The following is a 17719-nucleotide window of genomic DNA, read 5'->3' as shown; positions in this document are numbered from 1 at the left end:
TCAAGACATGGTTCGAGAAACAGGCGCATGCACGGGCATGCGCGACGGCAGTTCCGGCCGCAGGTCGGCCAGCTCCTTGAGGCGTCCAGCCACGTCGTGCCCGGCGGGTGCCAGTGCCTGCAACGCCACCAGGGCCTCGTATTCGGTTCTGTACTTCGCACCCTCGCGCGCCACGTTGGCGGCCTGCGAGAAGCACTCGGCCACTGCGTCGTGTTCGCCGCCCGAGGCCTGCAGGTAGCGGGCCTTCTGCAGATGGAGCTCGGACCTGTAGAGCCCTTCCTTGAGCTCGTCCGCCAGGCGCAGGCACTCGTCGACCCGCTCCAGCGCCTCGCCCCAGCGGCCATTGGCGGCCAGCGTGTCGGCGGCAAAGGCGCGGTAGTAGGTCTGGCAATAGCGGCAGCCCATGCCCCACAGCGCCTGCACCCAGCCGTCGGCCTGCGCGATGTTGTCGACGTCGCCGGTGGCCCAGCAGCGGATGATTGCCGCGTAGCCCTGGAATGCCGGCAGGCCGTAGCGCTCGGTGATGCCGAGCAGCTCACCCGTGCTCACCAGCGCCCGCGCCTTGTCGTTGCGGCCCTGATGGCCCAGGCTCTGGTACAGCAGGGCCATGCTCAGCGACGGAATGTGCGACATCTCGCGCGCCCAGCGCACGGCGTTCGTGGCGTCGGCGCGCGCGGCCGCATCGTGGCCCGCGAACCAGCGCACCAGCGCACGCCCCGTGGTCGCCCACACGCGGGTGTCGAAGCCGAAGTAGGCGGCGTGGTGCGCGTGCGCCTCGGGGCTGTAGCGCTCGATGCCGTCCGTCAACGACTGCTCGGCGCGCTCGAAATGGCCGTCTGAATAGTGCGCGAGCCCGAGGTACGTTTGCGCCGCGACGAACACGCCCTCGTCCTGCTGCTGGGTGGCGTGGTCGAGCAGCCGGTTGCTCAGCTGCTGCACCTCGGCGCGGTTGCTCGCGACGTGGTGGAAGGTGATCAGCGTCCACAGGTGCTGCACCTGCTTCTCGCGCGCCACGTCGTCGGAGAGCAGCTCCTGCGACAGGGCGATGCGGTCCACCACCTGCGCATGCGCCCAGCCGTACTTGTTCATCATGGCCTGCGTGACGTAGCTGTTCACGTCGAGCCGCGCCTCGCGTTGCGCGGCGCTGTCCAGGTGCGCCATCCAGCCGTCGATGTGCTGGGCATAGGCAATGGTTTCGTCGTTCAGCGAGCGGTGCTGGGTAATGAGCAGCTGGCGCACGGCCAGCGCGACGGCCTCCGCGTGCTCGCCCGCATCGGCCCAGTGCTGGGCCACGCTGCCCGGCTCGCTCGCCACGCGCTGCGGCTGGCTGCTCAGCAGCGTCTGCGCGACGTTGCGGTGCTGTTGCCGGCGCTGCGCGTCGAGCATGCATTCGTAGGCGGTGTCGCGAATCAGCGCGTGGCGGAAGATGAAGGCGCCCGGCGGCCCGGCCGGGGCCACAAGCCCCGCGTCGAGCAGCACGGCCATGTCCTTGTCCATCGCTTCGGGCGACTTGCCCGAACAGGCGCACAGCAATTCGGCATCGAACTGCCGCCCGATGGTGGCTGCCAGCTGCAGCAGGCCCTTGACGGAGCCCAGCCGGTCGAAGCGGCTGACCAGAGAGTCGCGCAGCGTGACCGGAATGGCAGCCGGCTGCGCCGTGTCCTTGAAGACCCAGACGCCCTCTTGTTCCACCAGGTAGGCGTCGAGCAGCATGCGCGCCATTTCCTGGATGAACAGCGGCACGCCGTCGGTGCGCGCGACCACGTTGTCGATCACCTGCTGCGCGGCGACCCTCGGCGCCATCGCCTGCCGGGCCAGTTCGGCCGCCTGCGTGTCTTCGAGCCGACGCACCTCGATGCACTCGGCCTGCAGCGCCGGCGGCTTCACCCATTCGGGCCGCGCAGTCAGCACCAGCAGCACGCGCTGCTGCGGCAGCTGGGCAACCAGCTGCTCGACGAACTCGATGCTGGTGGGGTCGGCCCAGTGCACGTCTTCGAGCAGGAGCAGCAGCGGTGCCGCCTCGGCCATGTGCAGCAGCCACTGTGCGGTCGATTGCAGCAGCAATCCCTTCTGCATCGCGGGGGACACCTGGCTGGGTGCGCGGTCGCCCAGTGGGAGAGACAGCCAAGCGCAGAAGATCGGCAGCACCGCTTCGGCGTCGCAGCCGGCGGCCTGCAGGGCCTCGCGCAGCCGCTCGCGCCGGGCGTCGGGCGTGGCTGCGTCCGGCGCGGCTTCGAGGCGCTGGCGCAGCAGCGTCAGGAACGGCGTCAGCGCGTTGTTCTGGTTCTCGGGCTGGCACTGCGCGCTGACGGTCTGCCAGCCTTCTTGCGCCACCTGCTCGCGCAGCACGTCGGCGAGACAAGACTTGCCGATGCCGGGCTCGCCGCGGACCCACACCGCTCCGCCGTGGCCTTGCCGGGCCTGCGCCCATGCGGCGCGCAGCTGTTGCAGTTCTGCCTCGCGTCCGATGCACGCGTTGTGCAGTGCCTGTTCCACGGATCCATGCGGCGCTGGCGCCTGCTGTTCACCGCCCAGGCGATAGGTCTGGATGCCGCCGGACTGCCCCGGCAGGGTCACGTTGCCGGCCTTGTCGAAGCGCGCATGGCGGCCCAGCAGCCGGTAGCTGCTTTCGCTTGCCAGCAGCGTGCCGGTATCGGCCACGCCCTCGAGCCGCACCGCAACGTTGACGGCATGGCCCGACGGAATTTCTCCGGCGGCCACCACCGCCATGCCGGTGTGCATGCCCATGCGAATGCCCAGGTGCACGCCGTGCGCCTGCTCGATGGCAGCCGAGCGCTGGCGGCTCAGCTCGATCAGCTCCAGCGCCGTCATGCCGGCCTGCCGCGCATCGGTGTCGCTGGCGTGCGGATAGCCGAAGAGCACGATCATCCGGTCGCCCAGCGTGCCGGCCAGCAATCCGCCGCGCCGCGTGGCGGTCTCCGCGAACAGGGTGAGCTCGTTGCGCTGCAGCAGCTCCAGGTTTTCGATGTCGGAGGGCAAGGCGTCGTCGATGCCCTCTTCGTCCGCGCCGGCGTCCGGCCAGACGGAGACGCTGCAGCACAGCACGGTGAGCTGCCGCTTTTCGGAAAAGCCGCGCGTGGTGACCACGGTGTGACTGAGAGCTTCGTCTTGCGCCTGCTTCGCCGATCGCAGCACGCCCACCAGATCGTCAAGCCGCAGGCGCCCGAGTTCGGCCAGCAGCGTGGCTGCTGAATCGCTGCGGTCGGCCGCCTTCTTGCGCAATGCCTGGCGCAGCACGGAGGCCACCGGATGGCTGGCGATTTCCGCCGGCAGAGGCACCTCTTGCGGGCTCAGTTGCTGGTGAAGAATTTCTGCCGCCGATGCGCCGCGAATGGCGGGCACGCCCGTCAGGCACTCGATGAACATCAGGCCCCAGGCGTAGATATCTGACTTGACGCCGGGCGGCTCGCCGCGCAGTTGCTCAGGCGCGCTGTAGGCCGGCGTGCCCAGAGACTCGTCGGTCATCGTGAGCGTAGGAAACTCGGCGCCCCTGTTCGAGGGAATGACGGTGCTGATGCCGAAGTCGAGCACCTTCGCATGCGGGACGGCGCCGGTGAAGGTGACCATCACGTTGTCGGGCTTCAGGTCGCGGTGCACGATGCCCGCGCTGTGCGCGCAGTCCAGCGCGTCCAGCACTTCCGCCATGAGGTGGGCGGTTTCGGTGGCCGTCAGCGCGCCCTTGCGCCGGATCAGGCTGGTGAGCGTTTCGCCCGGCACGTACTCGAAGACGCCGTAGACGCATGGGCCCTGCTCACCCTTGTCGAGCAACTGGACGATGTGCGGATGGTGCAGCGAGGCGCAGAGCTTCGTCTCGCGGTGAAAACGTGCAACGCGCTGGCTGCCGACCTGCAGCTTCACGACCTTGATTGCGACCACGGTGCCCGTGTTCTTCTGCAGCGCGCGATACACGGTGCCATAGCCGCCGGCGCCTAGCTCCTCCAGCAACTCGTAGCCCGGAATCTCCAACGGATTCGGCAATGATGATTGCGACACTGCGTGCGTGGGGTTGGTGACGGCATCCTGCATTTCAGTCTCGTCGTGATGGATCGCGTTGAGAGTCCTCCGGAGCGTGCTGCGGCCGCGATCTGCGCTGCGGCAGGAACGCGAATTAGACACTAATTGTTACTGTAGCGGACGCGAGGACTTTTCAACTGGGTCGCCCCAAAAAAGAAAACCCGCGCAACGCGCGGGAGGTTAGAACTTTTGAATGTATAAGCGCCCTCGCTCGCGAACGTGGCCGATTCGCGCACACCGAGGAACCGGCTCCGCCGGGCCTCAGGTGTCGCCCCCGGTAGGGGGTTGGCGTAGCGACACGAAGTGCGCGAAGCCTGGGGGCGAGCTTATTTCTTGTCGCCGCCCGGCACCTTGCCTTCGACGCCCTTGACGTAGAAGTTCACGCCCGACAGGAACTTGTCGTCGGCCACAGCGTCCTTGGCGACCACTTCCTTGCCGTCCTGGCCGAGGATCGGGCCCTTCCAGATCACGAAGCTGCCGTCCTTCAGGCCCTTCTTCACCGCCTCGACCTTGGCCTTGGTTTCGGCCGGCACGTCCTCGGCGATCGACACGATGTCGATGGCGCCTTCCTTCACGCCCCACCAGGCCTGGCCAGTGGCCCACTTGCCGTCCAGCGCTTCCTGGGTGGCCTTGATGTAGTACGGAGCCCAGTTGATGGTGGCCGAGGCCAGGTGGGCCTTGGGACCGTAGGCGGTCATGTCCGAATCCCAGCCGAAGGCGCGCTTGCCCTTTTCCTGTGCGGTCTTGAGCACGGCGGGCGAGTCGGTGTTCTGGAACAGCACGTCGGCGCCGCCGTTGATGAGGGCGGTGGCGGCTTCGGTTTCCTTGGGCGGGCTGAACCACTCGTTCACCCACACGACCTTGGTCGTGATCTTCGGGTTGACCGACTGCGCACCCAGCGTGAAGCTGTTGATGTTGCGCAGCACTTCGGGAATAGGCACCGAGCCGACCACGCCCAGCGTGTTGCTCTTGGTCATGGCGCCGGCAATGACGCCGGCCATGTACGCGCCCTCGTACGTGCGGCTGTCGTAGGTGCGCATGTTGTCCGAGGTCTTGTAGCCGGTGGCGTGTTCGAACTTCACGTCCTTGCTGTCGGCCGCGACCTTGAGCATGGGCTCCATGTAGCCGAAGGTGGTGCCGAAGATCAGCTTGTTGCCCTGGCCGACCATGTCGCGGAACACGCGCTCTGCGTCGGCGCCCTCGGGCACGCTTTCGACGAAGGTGGTCTTGATCTTGTCGCCGAATTCCTTCTCGAGCGCCTTGCGGGCGTTGTCGTGTGCGAAGGTCCAGCCGCCGTCGCCCACCGGTCCGACATAGGCGAATGCGATGTTCAGCGGCGCTGCCGGTGCCGGAGCGGCCGCAGCAGGTGCCGGGGCCGGCGCGGGCGCCGCGGCCGGTGCTGCCGCTTCTTCTTTCTTGCCGCAGCCGATCAGGGCCGCCGAAGCGACCGCAGTGAGAGCGGCCAGCTTGAGCAGGGAGCGCTTGTTCAGATCATTCATTGTCGGAAATCCTCAAAAGGACAGGTTGGCGGAAAAACGAATCGCGATTATGAGCCGGGGTAGAACGGTTTCCCGATGGAAGCCGGCATGTTGGCGCGGATGAAGGCCGGGTTGCGCGAGATCAGCGCCAGCACAACGATGGGCGCGATGTACTGCAGCATGCTGAGGAACTGCGAGGGCACATCGACGCCGCTGCTCTGCAGGTGAAAGCCCAGCATCGACACCCCGCCGAACAGGTAGGCGCCCAGCAGCACGCGAACCGGCCGCCAGGTGGCGAAGGTGGTCAGCGCCAGCGCGATCCAGCCGCGGCCGGCCACCATGCCCTCGACCCACAGCGGCGTGTACACGGTCGACAGGTACGCGCCCGCCAGCCCGCACAGCGAGCCGCCCGCGATCACCGCCATGAAGCGGATGCGCCGCACCGGGTAGCCCAGCGCATGCGCCGACTCGGGCGATTCACCGACTGAGCGCAGCACGAGGCCGGCGCGCGTGCGGTACAGGAACCAGATCAGCGCGACGGTCAGCACCACCGCGAAATACACCATCGGGTGATGGCGGAACAGCGCGGGGCCGACGAGCGGAATGTCGCTCAACACCGGGATCGCGTACGACGTGCTTTCGGGCAGCTTGGCCTGCACAAAGTTGATGCCGGCAAAGGCCGAGAAGCCCACGCCGAACAGGCTCAGCGCCAGGCCCGTTGCGTACTGGTTGGTGTTGAGCCAGATCACCAACACACCGAAGAATGCCGCGAGCAAGGCGCCCGCCGCCATGCCGGCGAGAAAGCCGAGCCAGGGGTTGTGCGTGGTGACGACCGTGGCAAAGCCCGCGATGGCGGCGCACAGCATCATTCCCTCGGCGCCGAGGTTGACGATGCCGGCCTTCTCGTTGATGAGCAGGCCCAGCGCCGCGATGGCGAGCACGGTGCCCGCGCTCAGCGTGGAGCCGAGCAGGAGTGCGTAGCTTTCCATGTTCAGTGGCTCCCTTCGGTGGCACGCGCGACGGGTGCGGTGATTGGCGTGCTCGCTTGCAGCGAAGCGGTGGTCATGGTGGCGGCTTTAGCTGCGGCCTTGCGCCGGATCCGGTACGCAATGAGGGTGTCGCAAGCCAGCAGCGTGAACAGCAGCAGCCCCTGGAACACACCGGTCAGCGACTTGGGCAGACCCAGCCGCGACTGCGCAAGCTCGCCGCCGATGTAGAACATGCTCATCAGAATGGCCGAGAAGATCATGCCCACCGGATGCAGCCGTCCGACGAAGGCCACGATGATGGCTGCGAAGCCGTAGCCCGCCGGCACGTACGGCGTGAGCTGGCCGAGCGGCCCAGCCACTTCGAGCGCACCGGCCAGGCCGGCTGCGCCACCCGAGGTCAGCAGCGCGATCCACACCGCGCGCCGCGCCGAGAAGCCCGCGTAACGCGAGGCCGCCGGTGCCAGCCCGCCGACTTGCTGCGCGAAGCCCGCCCGCGTGCGGAACAGGAACACCCACAGCGCCCCCGCCCCCACCAGCGCGATAACCAGCCCGATGCTCACGCGCGAGCCCTTGAAGAGCCGCGGAATCTGCGTAACCGCCTCGAAGGTCTTGGTCTGCGGGAAGTTGTAGCCGTTCGGGTCTTTCCACGGCCCATAGACCATGTAGCCCAGCAGCAGCGTGGCCACGTAGACCAGCATCAGGCTCACCAGGATTTCGTTGGCGTTGTACTTGTCGCGCAGGAACGCGACGATGCCCGCCCACACCATACCCCCGAGGATGCCCGCCAGCAGGATTGCCGCGACGATCCACTGCCCTGTGGTCTTGTCGGCCAGCAGCGCCACGCCGCCCGCCGCAATGGCGCCGAACACGAACTGCCCTTCGGCGCCGATGTTCCAAACGTTCGAGCGGAAGCACACGGCCAGCCCGAGCGCGATGATGAGCAGCGGCGTCGCCTTGACCATCAGCTCGCCGATGGCATAGCCGCTCTTGATGGGTTCGTAGAAGAACACCAGCAGGCCCTTGACCGGGTCCTTGCCGAGCGCGGCGAACAGCGCCACGCCGATCAGCACGGTAATCAGCAGCGCCAGGATCGGCGAGGCATAGCTCCAGAAGCGCGACAGCTCCGGGCGGGGTTCGAGCTTAAGCATGGGCGGCCTCCGCCTTCTGGCCGACATTGTTGCCGGAGGTCTGCCACAAGCCGCTCATCCATTCGCCGATCTGCGGCAGCGTGGCGGCCGCGCGGTCGATGGAGGGCGACAGCCGCCCCTTTGCAATCACGTGCAGCCGGTCGCAGATGTTGAACAGCTCGTCGAGCTCCTCGCTGATGACCAGCACGGCACAGCCCGCATCGCGCAGCGCAAGGATCTCGGCGTGGATCAGCGCAGCCGCGCCCACGTCCACCCCCCAGGTCGGCTGCGAAACGATGAAGAGCTTCGGGTTGGCGTCGATCTCGCGGCCGACGATGAACTTCTGCAAGTTGCCGCCGGAGAGCGAACGCGCCGCTGCGCGCGGCCCACCAGCCTTGACCTTGAAGCGCTCGATGATGGCCTTGGCCTGACGCTCGAGCGCGCCTGTGCGGATCCACCCGCCCCGGCCCACTGCATCGCTGCGCGTGAGCAGCAGGTTGTGCGCAAGCCCCAGCGTCGGCACCGCGCCGCGGCCCAGCCGCTCTTCGGGCACGAAGTGCAGGCCCAGTGCGCGGCGAGAGCGCGGGCGCAGCCGGCCGGCCGGCTTGTCGAACACCCGGACCATCGAGGCCTCGGCGCGCACATCTTCACCCGAGAGCGTGTAGAGCAGTTCGCGCTGGCCGTTGCCCGAGACGCCCGCAATACCGACGACCTCGCCAGCGCGAACCTCGAACGAGATGTCCTCGAGGTCCATGCCGAACTGGTCTTCGCGCGCCAGCGACAGCCCGTCGACGCACAACGCCACTGCGCCCGCATGCACCGGCCGGTGCTGCAACGGCGGCGGCTCGCTGCCAATCATCAGCCGCGACAGCGACTGGGTGCTCTCGTTCTGCGGATTGCACACGCCCGTTACCTTGCCGCCACGCAGCACGGTGCAGGCGCTGCACAGCTCCTGGATCTCATGCAACTTGTGGCTGATGTAGAGGATGCTGCAGCCCTCGGAGGCCAGCTTGTTCAGCACATGGAAGAGCTTGATGACCGCCTGCGGCGTGAGCACCGAGGTCGGCTCGTCGAGGATCAGCAGCTTGGGGTTGGTGAGCAACGCGCGGATGATCTCCACCCGCTGCATCTCGCCCACCGACAGCGTGTGCACCGGGCGCGAGGGGTCGATGTCGAGGCCGTATTCGCTCGCCTTGGCGGTGATGCTGCGCGCAACCTCGGCGAGCTGCAGCGACTTGTCGAGCCCCAGCCAGACGTTCTCGGCCACGGTGAGCGTGTCGAACAGGCTGAAGTGCTGAAACACCATGCTGATGCCCAGCGCCCTCGCCTGCTGCGGGTTGCGCAGGTTGACGGCGTGGCCGTCGAACATCACGGTGCCCTCGTCGGGCTTGACCGACCCGTAGATGATCTTCATCAGGGTCGACTTGCCGGCGCCGTTCTCGCCGAGCACGGCGTGGATTTCGCCGGGCTGCACGGCCAGGGAGATGTCGCTGTTCGCCACCACCGCGGGATACCGCTTGGTGATGTTCGCGAGCTGGAGTCTGGGGGTTGTCATGCCGGGTTTCGTGGATTTGTCTCGTTCAACTGCAACAAAGCGGGAACAGCTATCAGTTTAATAGCGTGCTCCCGCGACCATCGGCGCCCGACGGCGCTTCGCTCAGTTCATTGCTTCAATGCCCGCCGATATAGGCGAACTTGAACAGGAACACGGCGGCGATGACCCAGACCATCGCATGCACTTCCCGTGCCCGGCCGGTGCAGAGCTTCAGCACGGCGTACGTGATGAAGCCGAAGGCCAGGCCGTTGGCGATCGAGTAGGTGAAGGGCATGGTCAGCGCGGTCACTGCGGCCGGGATCACCTCGGTGGTGTCTTCCCAGTCGAGCTCGACCAGGTCGCGCAGCATCAGGCAGCCCACGAAGAGCAGCGCCGGCGCGGTGGCATAGGCCGGCACCGAGCCCGCCAGCGGCGAGATCATCAGGCAGGCCAGGAACAGCAGCGCCACCACCACGGCCGTGAGGCCGGTGCGTCCGCCCGCCTGCACGCCCGCCGCGCTTTCCACGTAAGCCGTGGTGCTCGAGGTGCCGAGCAGCGAGCCCGCGAAGATCGCGCCGCTGTCGGCCAGCAGCGCCTTGTTCATGCGCTCCATCTTGCCCGGCACCAGCAGACCGGCGCGCTTGGCCACGCCCATCAGCGTGCCCGTGGCGTCGAACATCTCGACCAGGAAGAACACCAACACCACGTTCAGGATGCCGCCCTTGAGCGCGCCCAGGATGTCGAGCTGCATGAAGGTGGGCGCGATGGACGGCGGCGCATCGAACACACCGTGGAACTTGTTGCCGCCGAAGAAGAACGACAGCACCGTCACCGTGACGATGCCGATCAGGATCGCGCCGCGCACCTTGAGCTTGTCGAGCGCCACGATGATGAGAAAGCCCAGCGTCGCCAGCACCACCGGCGCCGAGTGCAGGTCGCCCAGCGTGACGAAGGTCGCGGGAGAAGCGGCCACCACGCCAGCGCTCTTCAGCGCGATGAGCGCCAGGAACATGCCGATGCCCACCGTGATCGCAGTTCGCAACGACTGCGGTATGCCCTGTATGAAAAGCTCCCGCAACCCCGTGACCGTGACGATCAGGAACAGGCAGCCCGAGATGAACACCGCGCCCAGCGCAACCTGCCACGTGTAGCCCATGCCCAGCACCACCACGTAGGCGAAGTAAGCGTTCAGGCCCATGCCCGGCGCCATGGCAATCGGGTAGTTGGCGTACAGGCCCATGATGAGCGTGCCCAGCGCCGCAATGAGGCAGGTGGCGACGAAGACCGCGCCCTTCGGCATGCCCGCGTCCCCGAGGATCGACGGGTTCACGAAGATGATGTAGGCCATCGTCAGGAAGGTGGTGAGCCCCGCGATGACTTCGGTGCGCACCGTGGTGTTGTGCGCACTGAGCTTGAACATGCGTTCAAGCAGACCCGAGCCGCTTGCGCTGCCCACAGCCGCACGCGGACGCGCGGACTCGACATGCCCCGGGATGCGGGGCTCGGCGCCTTTCGGCGCCTGTTCCAACGTACTCATTTCGCTTGTCTCCAGCTGTTGTAGTGGCGGTTTTCATCGTTCCCCCGCTCACGACGCCGGCGCGAACGGGGTTTTCTCAGGGATCCGGGGTTTCAGGGGCGGCGGGCGGGCGCGTTACGGCGCCAGATACACCGGGTATGGCGGAAGCCGGGGGCCGCAGCGAAGCCGCCACGTCCTTGATGCATTCGCGCAGCCAGCGCGCAGAGCTCGACGAATGGGTGCGTTCGTGCCAGAGCTGGTAGTACATGAGGCGCGGCAGCGCCACGGGGCAATCGAGAATCTTCAGCGGCAGCCGCGAGGCGAAGCGCTCGCAGTACTGGCGCCCGGTGGTCAGCACCAGCAGGCTCGAAGCCACCATGTCCGGAATGAGGCTGAAGTGCGCGCAGCGCGCCGTGATGTTGCGCTGCCGCCCCAGCTCGTCGAGCATCTGGTCGATGATGCCGCGCCCGCCCGGGTGCATGGGCGTGGGCGCGATGTGCTCGGCCGCAAGCCAGGTCTCCAGGTCCCAGCCGCGGCGCACCGCCGGATGATCCTTGTTGACCAGCGACACCACCTCGTCGCCGAAGAGCCGCGCCATGTGCAAATCTTCCGGCGGCTTGAGCCAGTTGCCGATCACCAGGTCGACCTGTCCTAGCGCCAGGTGCCCGTGGTAGTCCGAATCGGGCGAGAGCGCGTGGATCTCGATCTGGCACAGCGGCGCGTCGCGCTTGACCTGCGCCACCAGCATGGGCAGGAACAGCGGGTCCATGTAGTCGCTGGCCGCAATGCGGAAGGTGGTGGCCGCCGACTGTGGCTCGAAGCCGCGCGCATCCGAGAACAGCATCTCGGCCGCACGCAGGATGCTCGCAGCCGGCTCGATCATGCGCAGCCCCGCGTCGGTGGGCACCATGCCCGAGCCCGAGCGCACCAGGAGCGGGTCGCCCGACAGCTCGCGCAGGCGCTTCAGCGCGGCCGAAACGGCCGGCTGGTACATGCCCAGGCGGATGGCTGCGCGCGAGACGCTGCGGTCGGTCAGCACGGTGTGAAGCACCCTGATGAGGTGAAGATCGATCTTGTCGAAAAGCGCCTGGTCTCTCATGGCTGTTCACACCTTTCTTGTCTGTGCGAACAGTTATACAGCGCAGCATTTGGCGAAACCGGGTGTGGAAGTGAAGCTCGGACCGTGCGAGCACGGCCCGCTGTCATTCGGCCGATGCTGTCTGCACCACCGTAATGGCGCGAAGAATCGACTCGCTCGTGGCCGGCGCCTTCAGCGGCGGATCGACCCTGTGGCCGCCCGCGGCCGACACCGCATCGCGGATCGCGAAGAACACCGAGAACGGCAGCAAGAGCGGCGGCTCGCCCACGGCCTTGCTGCGGTGAATGGAGTCTTCGAAGTTCTGGCCTTCGAACAGGCGCACGTTGAACACGGGCGGGCAGTCGTTGGCGGTCGGAATCTTGTAGGTGCTGGGCGCGTGCGTGGTGAGCTTGCCACTTTGCGGATGCCACACCAGCTCTTCAGTGGTGAGCCAGCCCATGCCCTGGATGAAGGCGCCCTCGACCTGGCCGATGTCCACAGCCGGGTTCAGCGACTTGCCCGCGTCGTGGAGGATGTCGGCGCGCAGCAGCTTCCATTCGCCGGTGAGCGTGTCGACGATCACCTCGCTCACCGCCGCGCCGTAGGCGTAGTAGTAGAACGGACGGCCCTGCATCTTGTCCTTGTCCCAGCTCAGGCCGGGCGTGGCGTAGAAGCCATCGGACCACAGCTGCTTGCGGTCGAGATACGCCTCGCCCACCACGGTGCTGAAGGCCAGCGTGCGGCCGTTGACCTCGACCTTGTCGTTGGCAAAGCGCACTTCGCTGGCCTTGCCGCCGTGGCGCTCGGACGCGCTCTCGGCCAGGCGCTCGCGGATCTGGCGGGCCGCGTCCTGCGCGGCCTTGCCGTTCAGGTCGGCACCGGTCGATGCGGCCGTGGCCGAGGTGTTGGCCACCTTGGTCGTGTCGGTCGCGGTGACGCGCACGCGCTCGAAGCTCACGCCCAGCTCGTGCGCCACCACCTGCGCCACCTTGGTGTTGAGGCCCTGCCCCATCTCGGTTCCGCCGTGGTTCACGAGGATCGAGCCGTCGGTGTACACGTGCACCAGCGCGCCGGCCTGGTTGAAGTGCTTCACGTTGAACGAGATGCCGAACTTCAGCGGTGCCAGCGCCAGGCCGCGCTTGAGCACAGTGCTCCTCGTGTTGAAGGCCGCGATGTCTTCGCGCCGCGCGCGGTAGTCGCTGCTGGCTTCCAGCTCGGCCACGAGTTCGTGGACGATGTTGTCGGTCACGGTCTGGCGGTACGGCGTGACGTTGTTCTCCGCCTTGCCGTAGAAGTTGACGCGCCGCACATCGAGCGGATCGCGCTTCAGTTCGCGGGCCACCGAGTCCATGATGTTCTCGATGGCGATCGCGCCCTGCGGGCCGCCGAAGCCGCGGAAGGCCGTGTTGCTCTGCGTGTTCGTCTTGCCCGAGAAGCCGTGCATGGCCACGTTGGGCAGCCAGTAGGCGTTGTCGAAGTGGCACAGCGCGCGCGTCATCACCGGGCCCGAGAGGTCGGCCGAGTGACCGGCGCGCGAAACCATCGTGATCTCTGCGCCGAGGATGCGGCCTTCGTCGTCGTAGCCGACTTCGTACTCGTACCAGAAGCAGTGACGCCGGCCCGTGACCATGAAGTCGTCGTCGCGGTCGAGCCGCAGCTTGACCGGGCGCTGCAGCTGCCGCGCCGCGATGGCGGCCACGCAGGCGAACAGCGCCGACTGCGACTCCTTGCCGCCGAAGCCGCCGCCCATGCGCCGGCACTCCACATGCACTTCGTTCGACTGCAGGTGCATTGCATGTGCCACCAGGTGCTGCATCTCGCTCGGGTGCTGCGTGGAGCAGTGGATGTGCAACGCACCGCCTTCCTTCGGAATGGCGTAGCTGATCTGGCCTTCGAGGTAGAACTGTTCCTGCCCGCCCACGTCGAGCGTGGCCTTGTGGCGATGCGGCGCGTTGGCAATGGCAGTGCGCACTGCAGCCTCGTCGCCTTCGTTGGCGACACCGCCGCTGCGCACGATGTGCATCGGCGGCACCACGTACTGGCCGCGCTCGTGCGCGGCCTGCGGCGTGATCACGGGCGGCTGGGCCTCGATGGTCAGCGCGTCCTTGGCCTTCGCGGCGGCGCGGCGCGCGTCGGCACGCGTTTCGGCGATCACGGCGAACACCGGCTGGCCGAGGTAGCGGATCTCGCCGCCGTCGTTCACGGGCAGCAGGATCGGGTCGTCGTGAATGATCGAGCCGCAGTCGTTGGTGCCCGGAATGTCGTCGGCCGTGATGACCGCGACCACGCCCGGCATGGCGCGAATGGCGTCGAGCGACAGCGCCGTGACGCGACCATTCGCGGCCGGCGACAGGCCCAGCGCGCAATGCAGCGTGCCGGTGAGTTCGGGAATGTCGTCGATGTAGGTCGCTTCACCGGCAACGTGCAGGTGCGCCGATTCGTGCGGCCGGCTGATGCCCACGCGCATGCCGCGCTCGTGCGCCAGCGCTTCGGCGCCCACGTCGATGCGGGCGGCGGTGTTCGTCAGGTAGTCGGCAAAGGCCTCGGAGGGCTGCAGCAGGCGGGCGTCGATGGGCTTGTTCATGGTCAGACTCCTGCGGCAGTGGCCGGGGTCGCGTGGGGCATCACGCTCCAGACGCTGGTTTCTTCCAGCGACAGGGCGTCTTCGGCGCGGGTTTCGAGCCAGAGGCGCTGAATGAGGTTCTGCGCCACCTGCAGCCGGTAGTCGGCCGAGGCGCGCATGTCCGACAGCGGCTTGAAGTCTTGCGCCAGCGCGAGCTTGGCGGTGGCCACGCTGGCCTGCGTCCACGGCTTGCCGACGAGAGCCGCTTCGGCATTCGCGGCGCGCTTGACGGTCGCAGCCATGCCGCCGAAGGCCAGGCGCACGGCCTTCACCGTGTCGCTGCCGGCTTCGAGCTCGATGGCGAAACCCGCGCACAGCGCCGAGATGTCGCAGTCGAAGCGCTTGCTGATCTTGTAGGCGCGAATCTGGCGGCGCAGCGCGGCATGCGGAACAGCCAGCCCCTGGACGAATTCGCCGGGCTGCAGTTGGTTCTTCATGTAGTCGAGATAGAACTCGGGCAGCGGCATGCGGCGCACCACGTCGCCGCGGCGCAGTTCGATCTGCGCGTCGAGCGCCATCAGCACAGGTGGCGAATCGCCGATGGGCGAGCCGTTGGCCACGTTGCCGCCCATGGTGCCGGCGTGACGGATCGGCGGCGAGGCAAAACGCAGCCACACCTCGGCCAGGCTGGGCACGCGCTCGACCAGTGCGGTGAAGGCGGATTCAAGCGAGGCGCCCGCGCCGATGTAGAGCTCATCCTCGCGGTCTTCGATGGTCTTCATTTCGGCCACGTCGCCCACGTAGATGATGTCGCCCAGATCGCGGAACTGCTTGTTGACCCAGAGGCCGACGTCGGTCGAACCGGCCAGCAGCTGGGCGCGCGGCTTCTGTTCGCGCAGCACGGCAAGCTGGGCCAGGGTCTTGGGGGCGTGGAAGTGGTCGATGCGGGCGCCGAGCGGGGCGGCGTAGTTCAGGTCCAGACCGTCGTTCTGCAGGGCGGTGAGCGCTGCGACCACGGGTTTCGTGTCGAGGCGAACCGATGGCAGGTCGAACATGCGCTGGCCGGCATCGAGGATCGGGCGGTAGCCGGTGCAGCGGCACAGGTTGCCGGAGAGGTCGTCGGCCAGTTGCTGGCGCGTGGGCTGCGTGCCTTCGGCCTGGTGGTGTTCGTAGGTGGACCACAGCGACATCACGAAGCCGGGCGTGCAGAAGCCGCACTGGGAGCCGTGGCAGTCGACCATCGCCTGCTGGACCGGGTGCAGGGTGTGTACGGGGTGCTTTTTGTCGACGGTTTTTTCGGTCTTGCACTGGCCCTTGAGGTCTTCGACCGTGAACAGGGCCTTGCCGTGCAGCGTGGGAAGAAACTGGATGCAGGCGTTGACGGTCTGCAGGTTCAGGCCGCCAACAGCGCCCGGGGCGTTCGGGTCGGTGGCGAGTTCGCCGATGACGACGGTGCATGCGCCGCAGTCGCCTTCGTTGCAGCCTTCCTTGGTGCCGGTGCAGCGGGCGTCCTCGCGCAGCCAGTCAAGCACGGAACGGGTCGGGTGGACGCCGGTGACGTCGACGATCTTTCCGCGATGGAAAAAGCGGATCGGGTGAATCTGGCTGCTGCTGTCGGTGCTCATGCTTTTGGGCTCGTGGGGGACCCGTTGTGGGTCAGTCATGGACGTTAGCGGCTTGTTCGGGGTCTTGCATATGGAGGGGCCCATAACGCGTATGTGGGGGGCGGTATGCCATGTACGGGGAAACCCTTGTGCAGGTGCTGCAATTCCTGGGCCAATTTTTGTTTTTGTGCTCTTTGCTGAGGGCGGAGGCCGGGTCTCGGCCCGGCGGCCGACTCACTTTCTTTTGCTTCGCCAAAAGAAAGTAAGCAAAGAAAAGGCGACCCTACTGTCTGCGTCCCTTCGCTTCGCTACGGGCAACCTGCGGTGCTCGACTCCGGAGGGGGTCCGCAGAACTCGCTTCGCTCAAACAGCTGCGGCCCTGATCCCTCCTACGTCTGCGCTCCTCGGCGCAGCCAGAAGGGACTGGGGAACCCAGCAGGCCATCGCTTCGCTCGGCCGAACATCCAATACCAACAGCCAATACCAACCACCGCAGGCGCACAGCGCCTGCGGTGGCATGGTGGCCGAGCGAAGCAAAGGCCCGTTCCGTTTCCCCTCCCCTCTGGCTGCGCCGAGGAGCACAGCGTTTCGCGGATAAGGGCTCGCCCTTGTCTGAGCGAAGCGAGTTTGGGCGAGACCCCGCGAAACGCGAGCACCACAGGTTGCCCCTTCGCTACGCGAAGGGGTCGCAGATAGTGGGGTCGCCTTTCTTTTGCCTACTTTTCTTTGGCGAAGCAAAGAAAAGTAGGTCGCCCGCCGGGGCGAGTCCCGGCCCCAGAAAACAACCCCTCAGCGCAACTCAAACCCGCTCAGAAAACAACTCAGTAATAACCCCCCGCAACCACCGATTCCCCGGATCAGCCTCAAACCGCTTGCTCCAATGCAGCGACACCGTGAAATCACGCAATGGAAATGGCGGCTCAACAATGGCATACCCCCCCTCCTCCGCAAAACCACGCGCAATGTTCCGCGGCATCACAACCGCAAGGTCAGTAGCACGCACGATAGCCGGCAGCACCATGAAGTGCTCGGTAGTCAGCCGCAGCCGATCTTCGAGGTTCAGCAACTGCAGGATGCGCAGCGTGTCCGCATGCGTGCGCACCGCCACGTACTCGAGCTCTTGCAAGGCTTCGAGCAACGCCTGCCCGCTACGCCGCCGCTTCACAAAGGGATGGTCCTTGCGCAACAGCACGATGTAGCGGTCCTTCAGCAGCTGTGTGCTCTGGGTGTCCTTCACGCGCGGCAGAAAGCCGAAGGCGAAATCGACCTTGCCGCCATCAAGGCCGGTGGCAATGTCGCCCGGCGCCAGCGGCATGGTCTCGACCCTCACCCCCGGCGACAACTCGCGCAGCCGCGCCATCAGCGCCGGCAGGAAGCGCCCCTCGCCGATGTCGCTCATGTGAATGCGGAAGGTCTTGCGCGACACCAGCGGTTCGAAGTGGTCGGACTCGTGCAGCGCCTCTTCCAGCACGCTCAGCGCCGCCTGCACGGCCACCGCCAGCCGGTCGGCGCGCGGTGTCGGCGCCACGCCGCCGGGCGCGCGGGTGAAGAGCGCATCGGCAAGCAGCAGCCGCAGGCGGCCCAGGCCATGGCTGGCCGCCGGCTGAGTGAGGCCCAGCGATTCGGCGGCGCGGCTCACGTTGCGTTCGCGATAGACCGCGTCGAACAGCCGCAGCAGATTGAGGTCGAGCGTTTCCATATGCATGCCATTCATATTACTTAGCTCGATTATTTTATTGAACGCTGCAGCAGCGCCACGCACACTGGCGGGCGTTGTCCGGATCGCCCCGCGGCC

Annotated in this window: 10 protein-coding genes; all 10 read right to left on the bottom strand. The window is 66.8% G+C overall.

The features are described from left to right. The 10 genes from ACSFCA_RS31045 to ACSFCA_RS31000 all read right to left on the bottom strand — a co-directional run bounded on the left by ACSFCA_RS31045 (position 1) and on the right by ACSFCA_RS31000 (position 17629). Complete coding sequence (locus ACSFCA_RS31045) at positions 1-4047, bottom strand: TOMM system kinase/cyclase fusion protein (RefSeq protein WP_435462128.1); 4047 nt, start codon at positions 4045-4047, stop codon at positions 1-3. Between the two features lie 314 nt (positions 4048-4361). Next, positions 4362-5534: a BMP family ABC transporter substrate-binding protein gene (locus tag ACSFCA_RS31040; protein ID WP_435462129.1), complete on the bottom strand. Its 1173-nt coding sequence runs from the start codon at positions 5532-5534 to the stop codon at positions 4362-4364. Positions 5535-5581: 47 nt separating this feature from the next. After that, positions 5582-6502: an ABC transporter permease gene (locus ACSFCA_RS31035; RefSeq protein WP_435462130.1), complete on the bottom strand. Its 921-nt coding sequence runs from the start codon at positions 6500-6502 to the stop codon at positions 5582-5584. Positions 6503-6504: 2 nt separating this feature from the next. Beyond that, positions 6505-7650 (bottom strand): ABC transporter permease, encoded by a 1146-nt coding sequence (locus ACSFCA_RS31030; protein WP_435462131.1) that lies wholly within the window; start codon positions 7648-7650, stop codon positions 6505-6507. Then, positions 7643-9184 carry an ABC transporter ATP-binding protein gene (locus tag ACSFCA_RS31025; protein ID WP_435462132.1) on the bottom strand — a complete coding sequence of 514 codons (1542 nt, stop codon included), beginning with the start codon at positions 9182-9184 and terminating at the stop codon, positions 7643-7645. The genes ACSFCA_RS31030 and ACSFCA_RS31025 overlap by 8 nt, the downstream gene beginning before the upstream one ends. 115 nt (positions 9185-9299) lie before the next feature. Beyond that, positions 9300-10700, bottom strand: coding sequence for an NCS2 family permease (locus ACSFCA_RS31020; RefSeq protein WP_093058841.1), 1401 nt, complete (start codon positions 10698-10700; stop codon positions 9300-9302). 76 nt (positions 10701-10776) lie between these two features. Then, entirely contained in the window at positions 10777-11778 is a 1002-nt protein-coding gene (locus tag ACSFCA_RS31015; RefSeq protein WP_435462133.1) for a LysR family transcriptional regulator, read from the bottom strand. A 103-nt stretch (positions 11779-11881) separates the two neighbouring features. After that, a complete protein-coding gene (xdhB, locus tag ACSFCA_RS31010; protein WP_435462134.1) occupies positions 11882-14341 on the bottom strand; it encodes a xanthine dehydrogenase molybdopterin binding subunit in 2460 nt (819 codons plus the stop codon). Between the two features lie 2 nt (positions 14342-14343). Beyond that, positions 14344-15945, bottom strand: a complete 1602-nt coding sequence (gene xdhA, locus ACSFCA_RS31005; RefSeq protein WP_435462135.1) for a xanthine dehydrogenase small subunit — start codon at positions 15943-15945, stop codon at positions 14344-14346. 778 nt (positions 15946-16723) lie between these two features. After that, positions 16724-17629 (bottom strand): LysR family transcriptional regulator, encoded by a 906-nt coding sequence (locus ACSFCA_RS31000; RefSeq protein WP_435462196.1) that lies wholly within the window; start codon positions 17627-17629, stop codon positions 16724-16726. Between the last annotated feature and the right edge of the window lie 90 nt (positions 17630-17719).

Source organism: Variovorax multivorans, assembly GCF_051216835.1.
Classification (GTDB): domain Bacteria; phylum Pseudomonadota; class Gammaproteobacteria; order Burkholderiales; family Burkholderiaceae_C; genus Variovorax.
The sequence above is the reverse complement of the archived record's forward strand: the minus strand, read 5'-3'. Positions and strand labels throughout refer to the sequence as shown.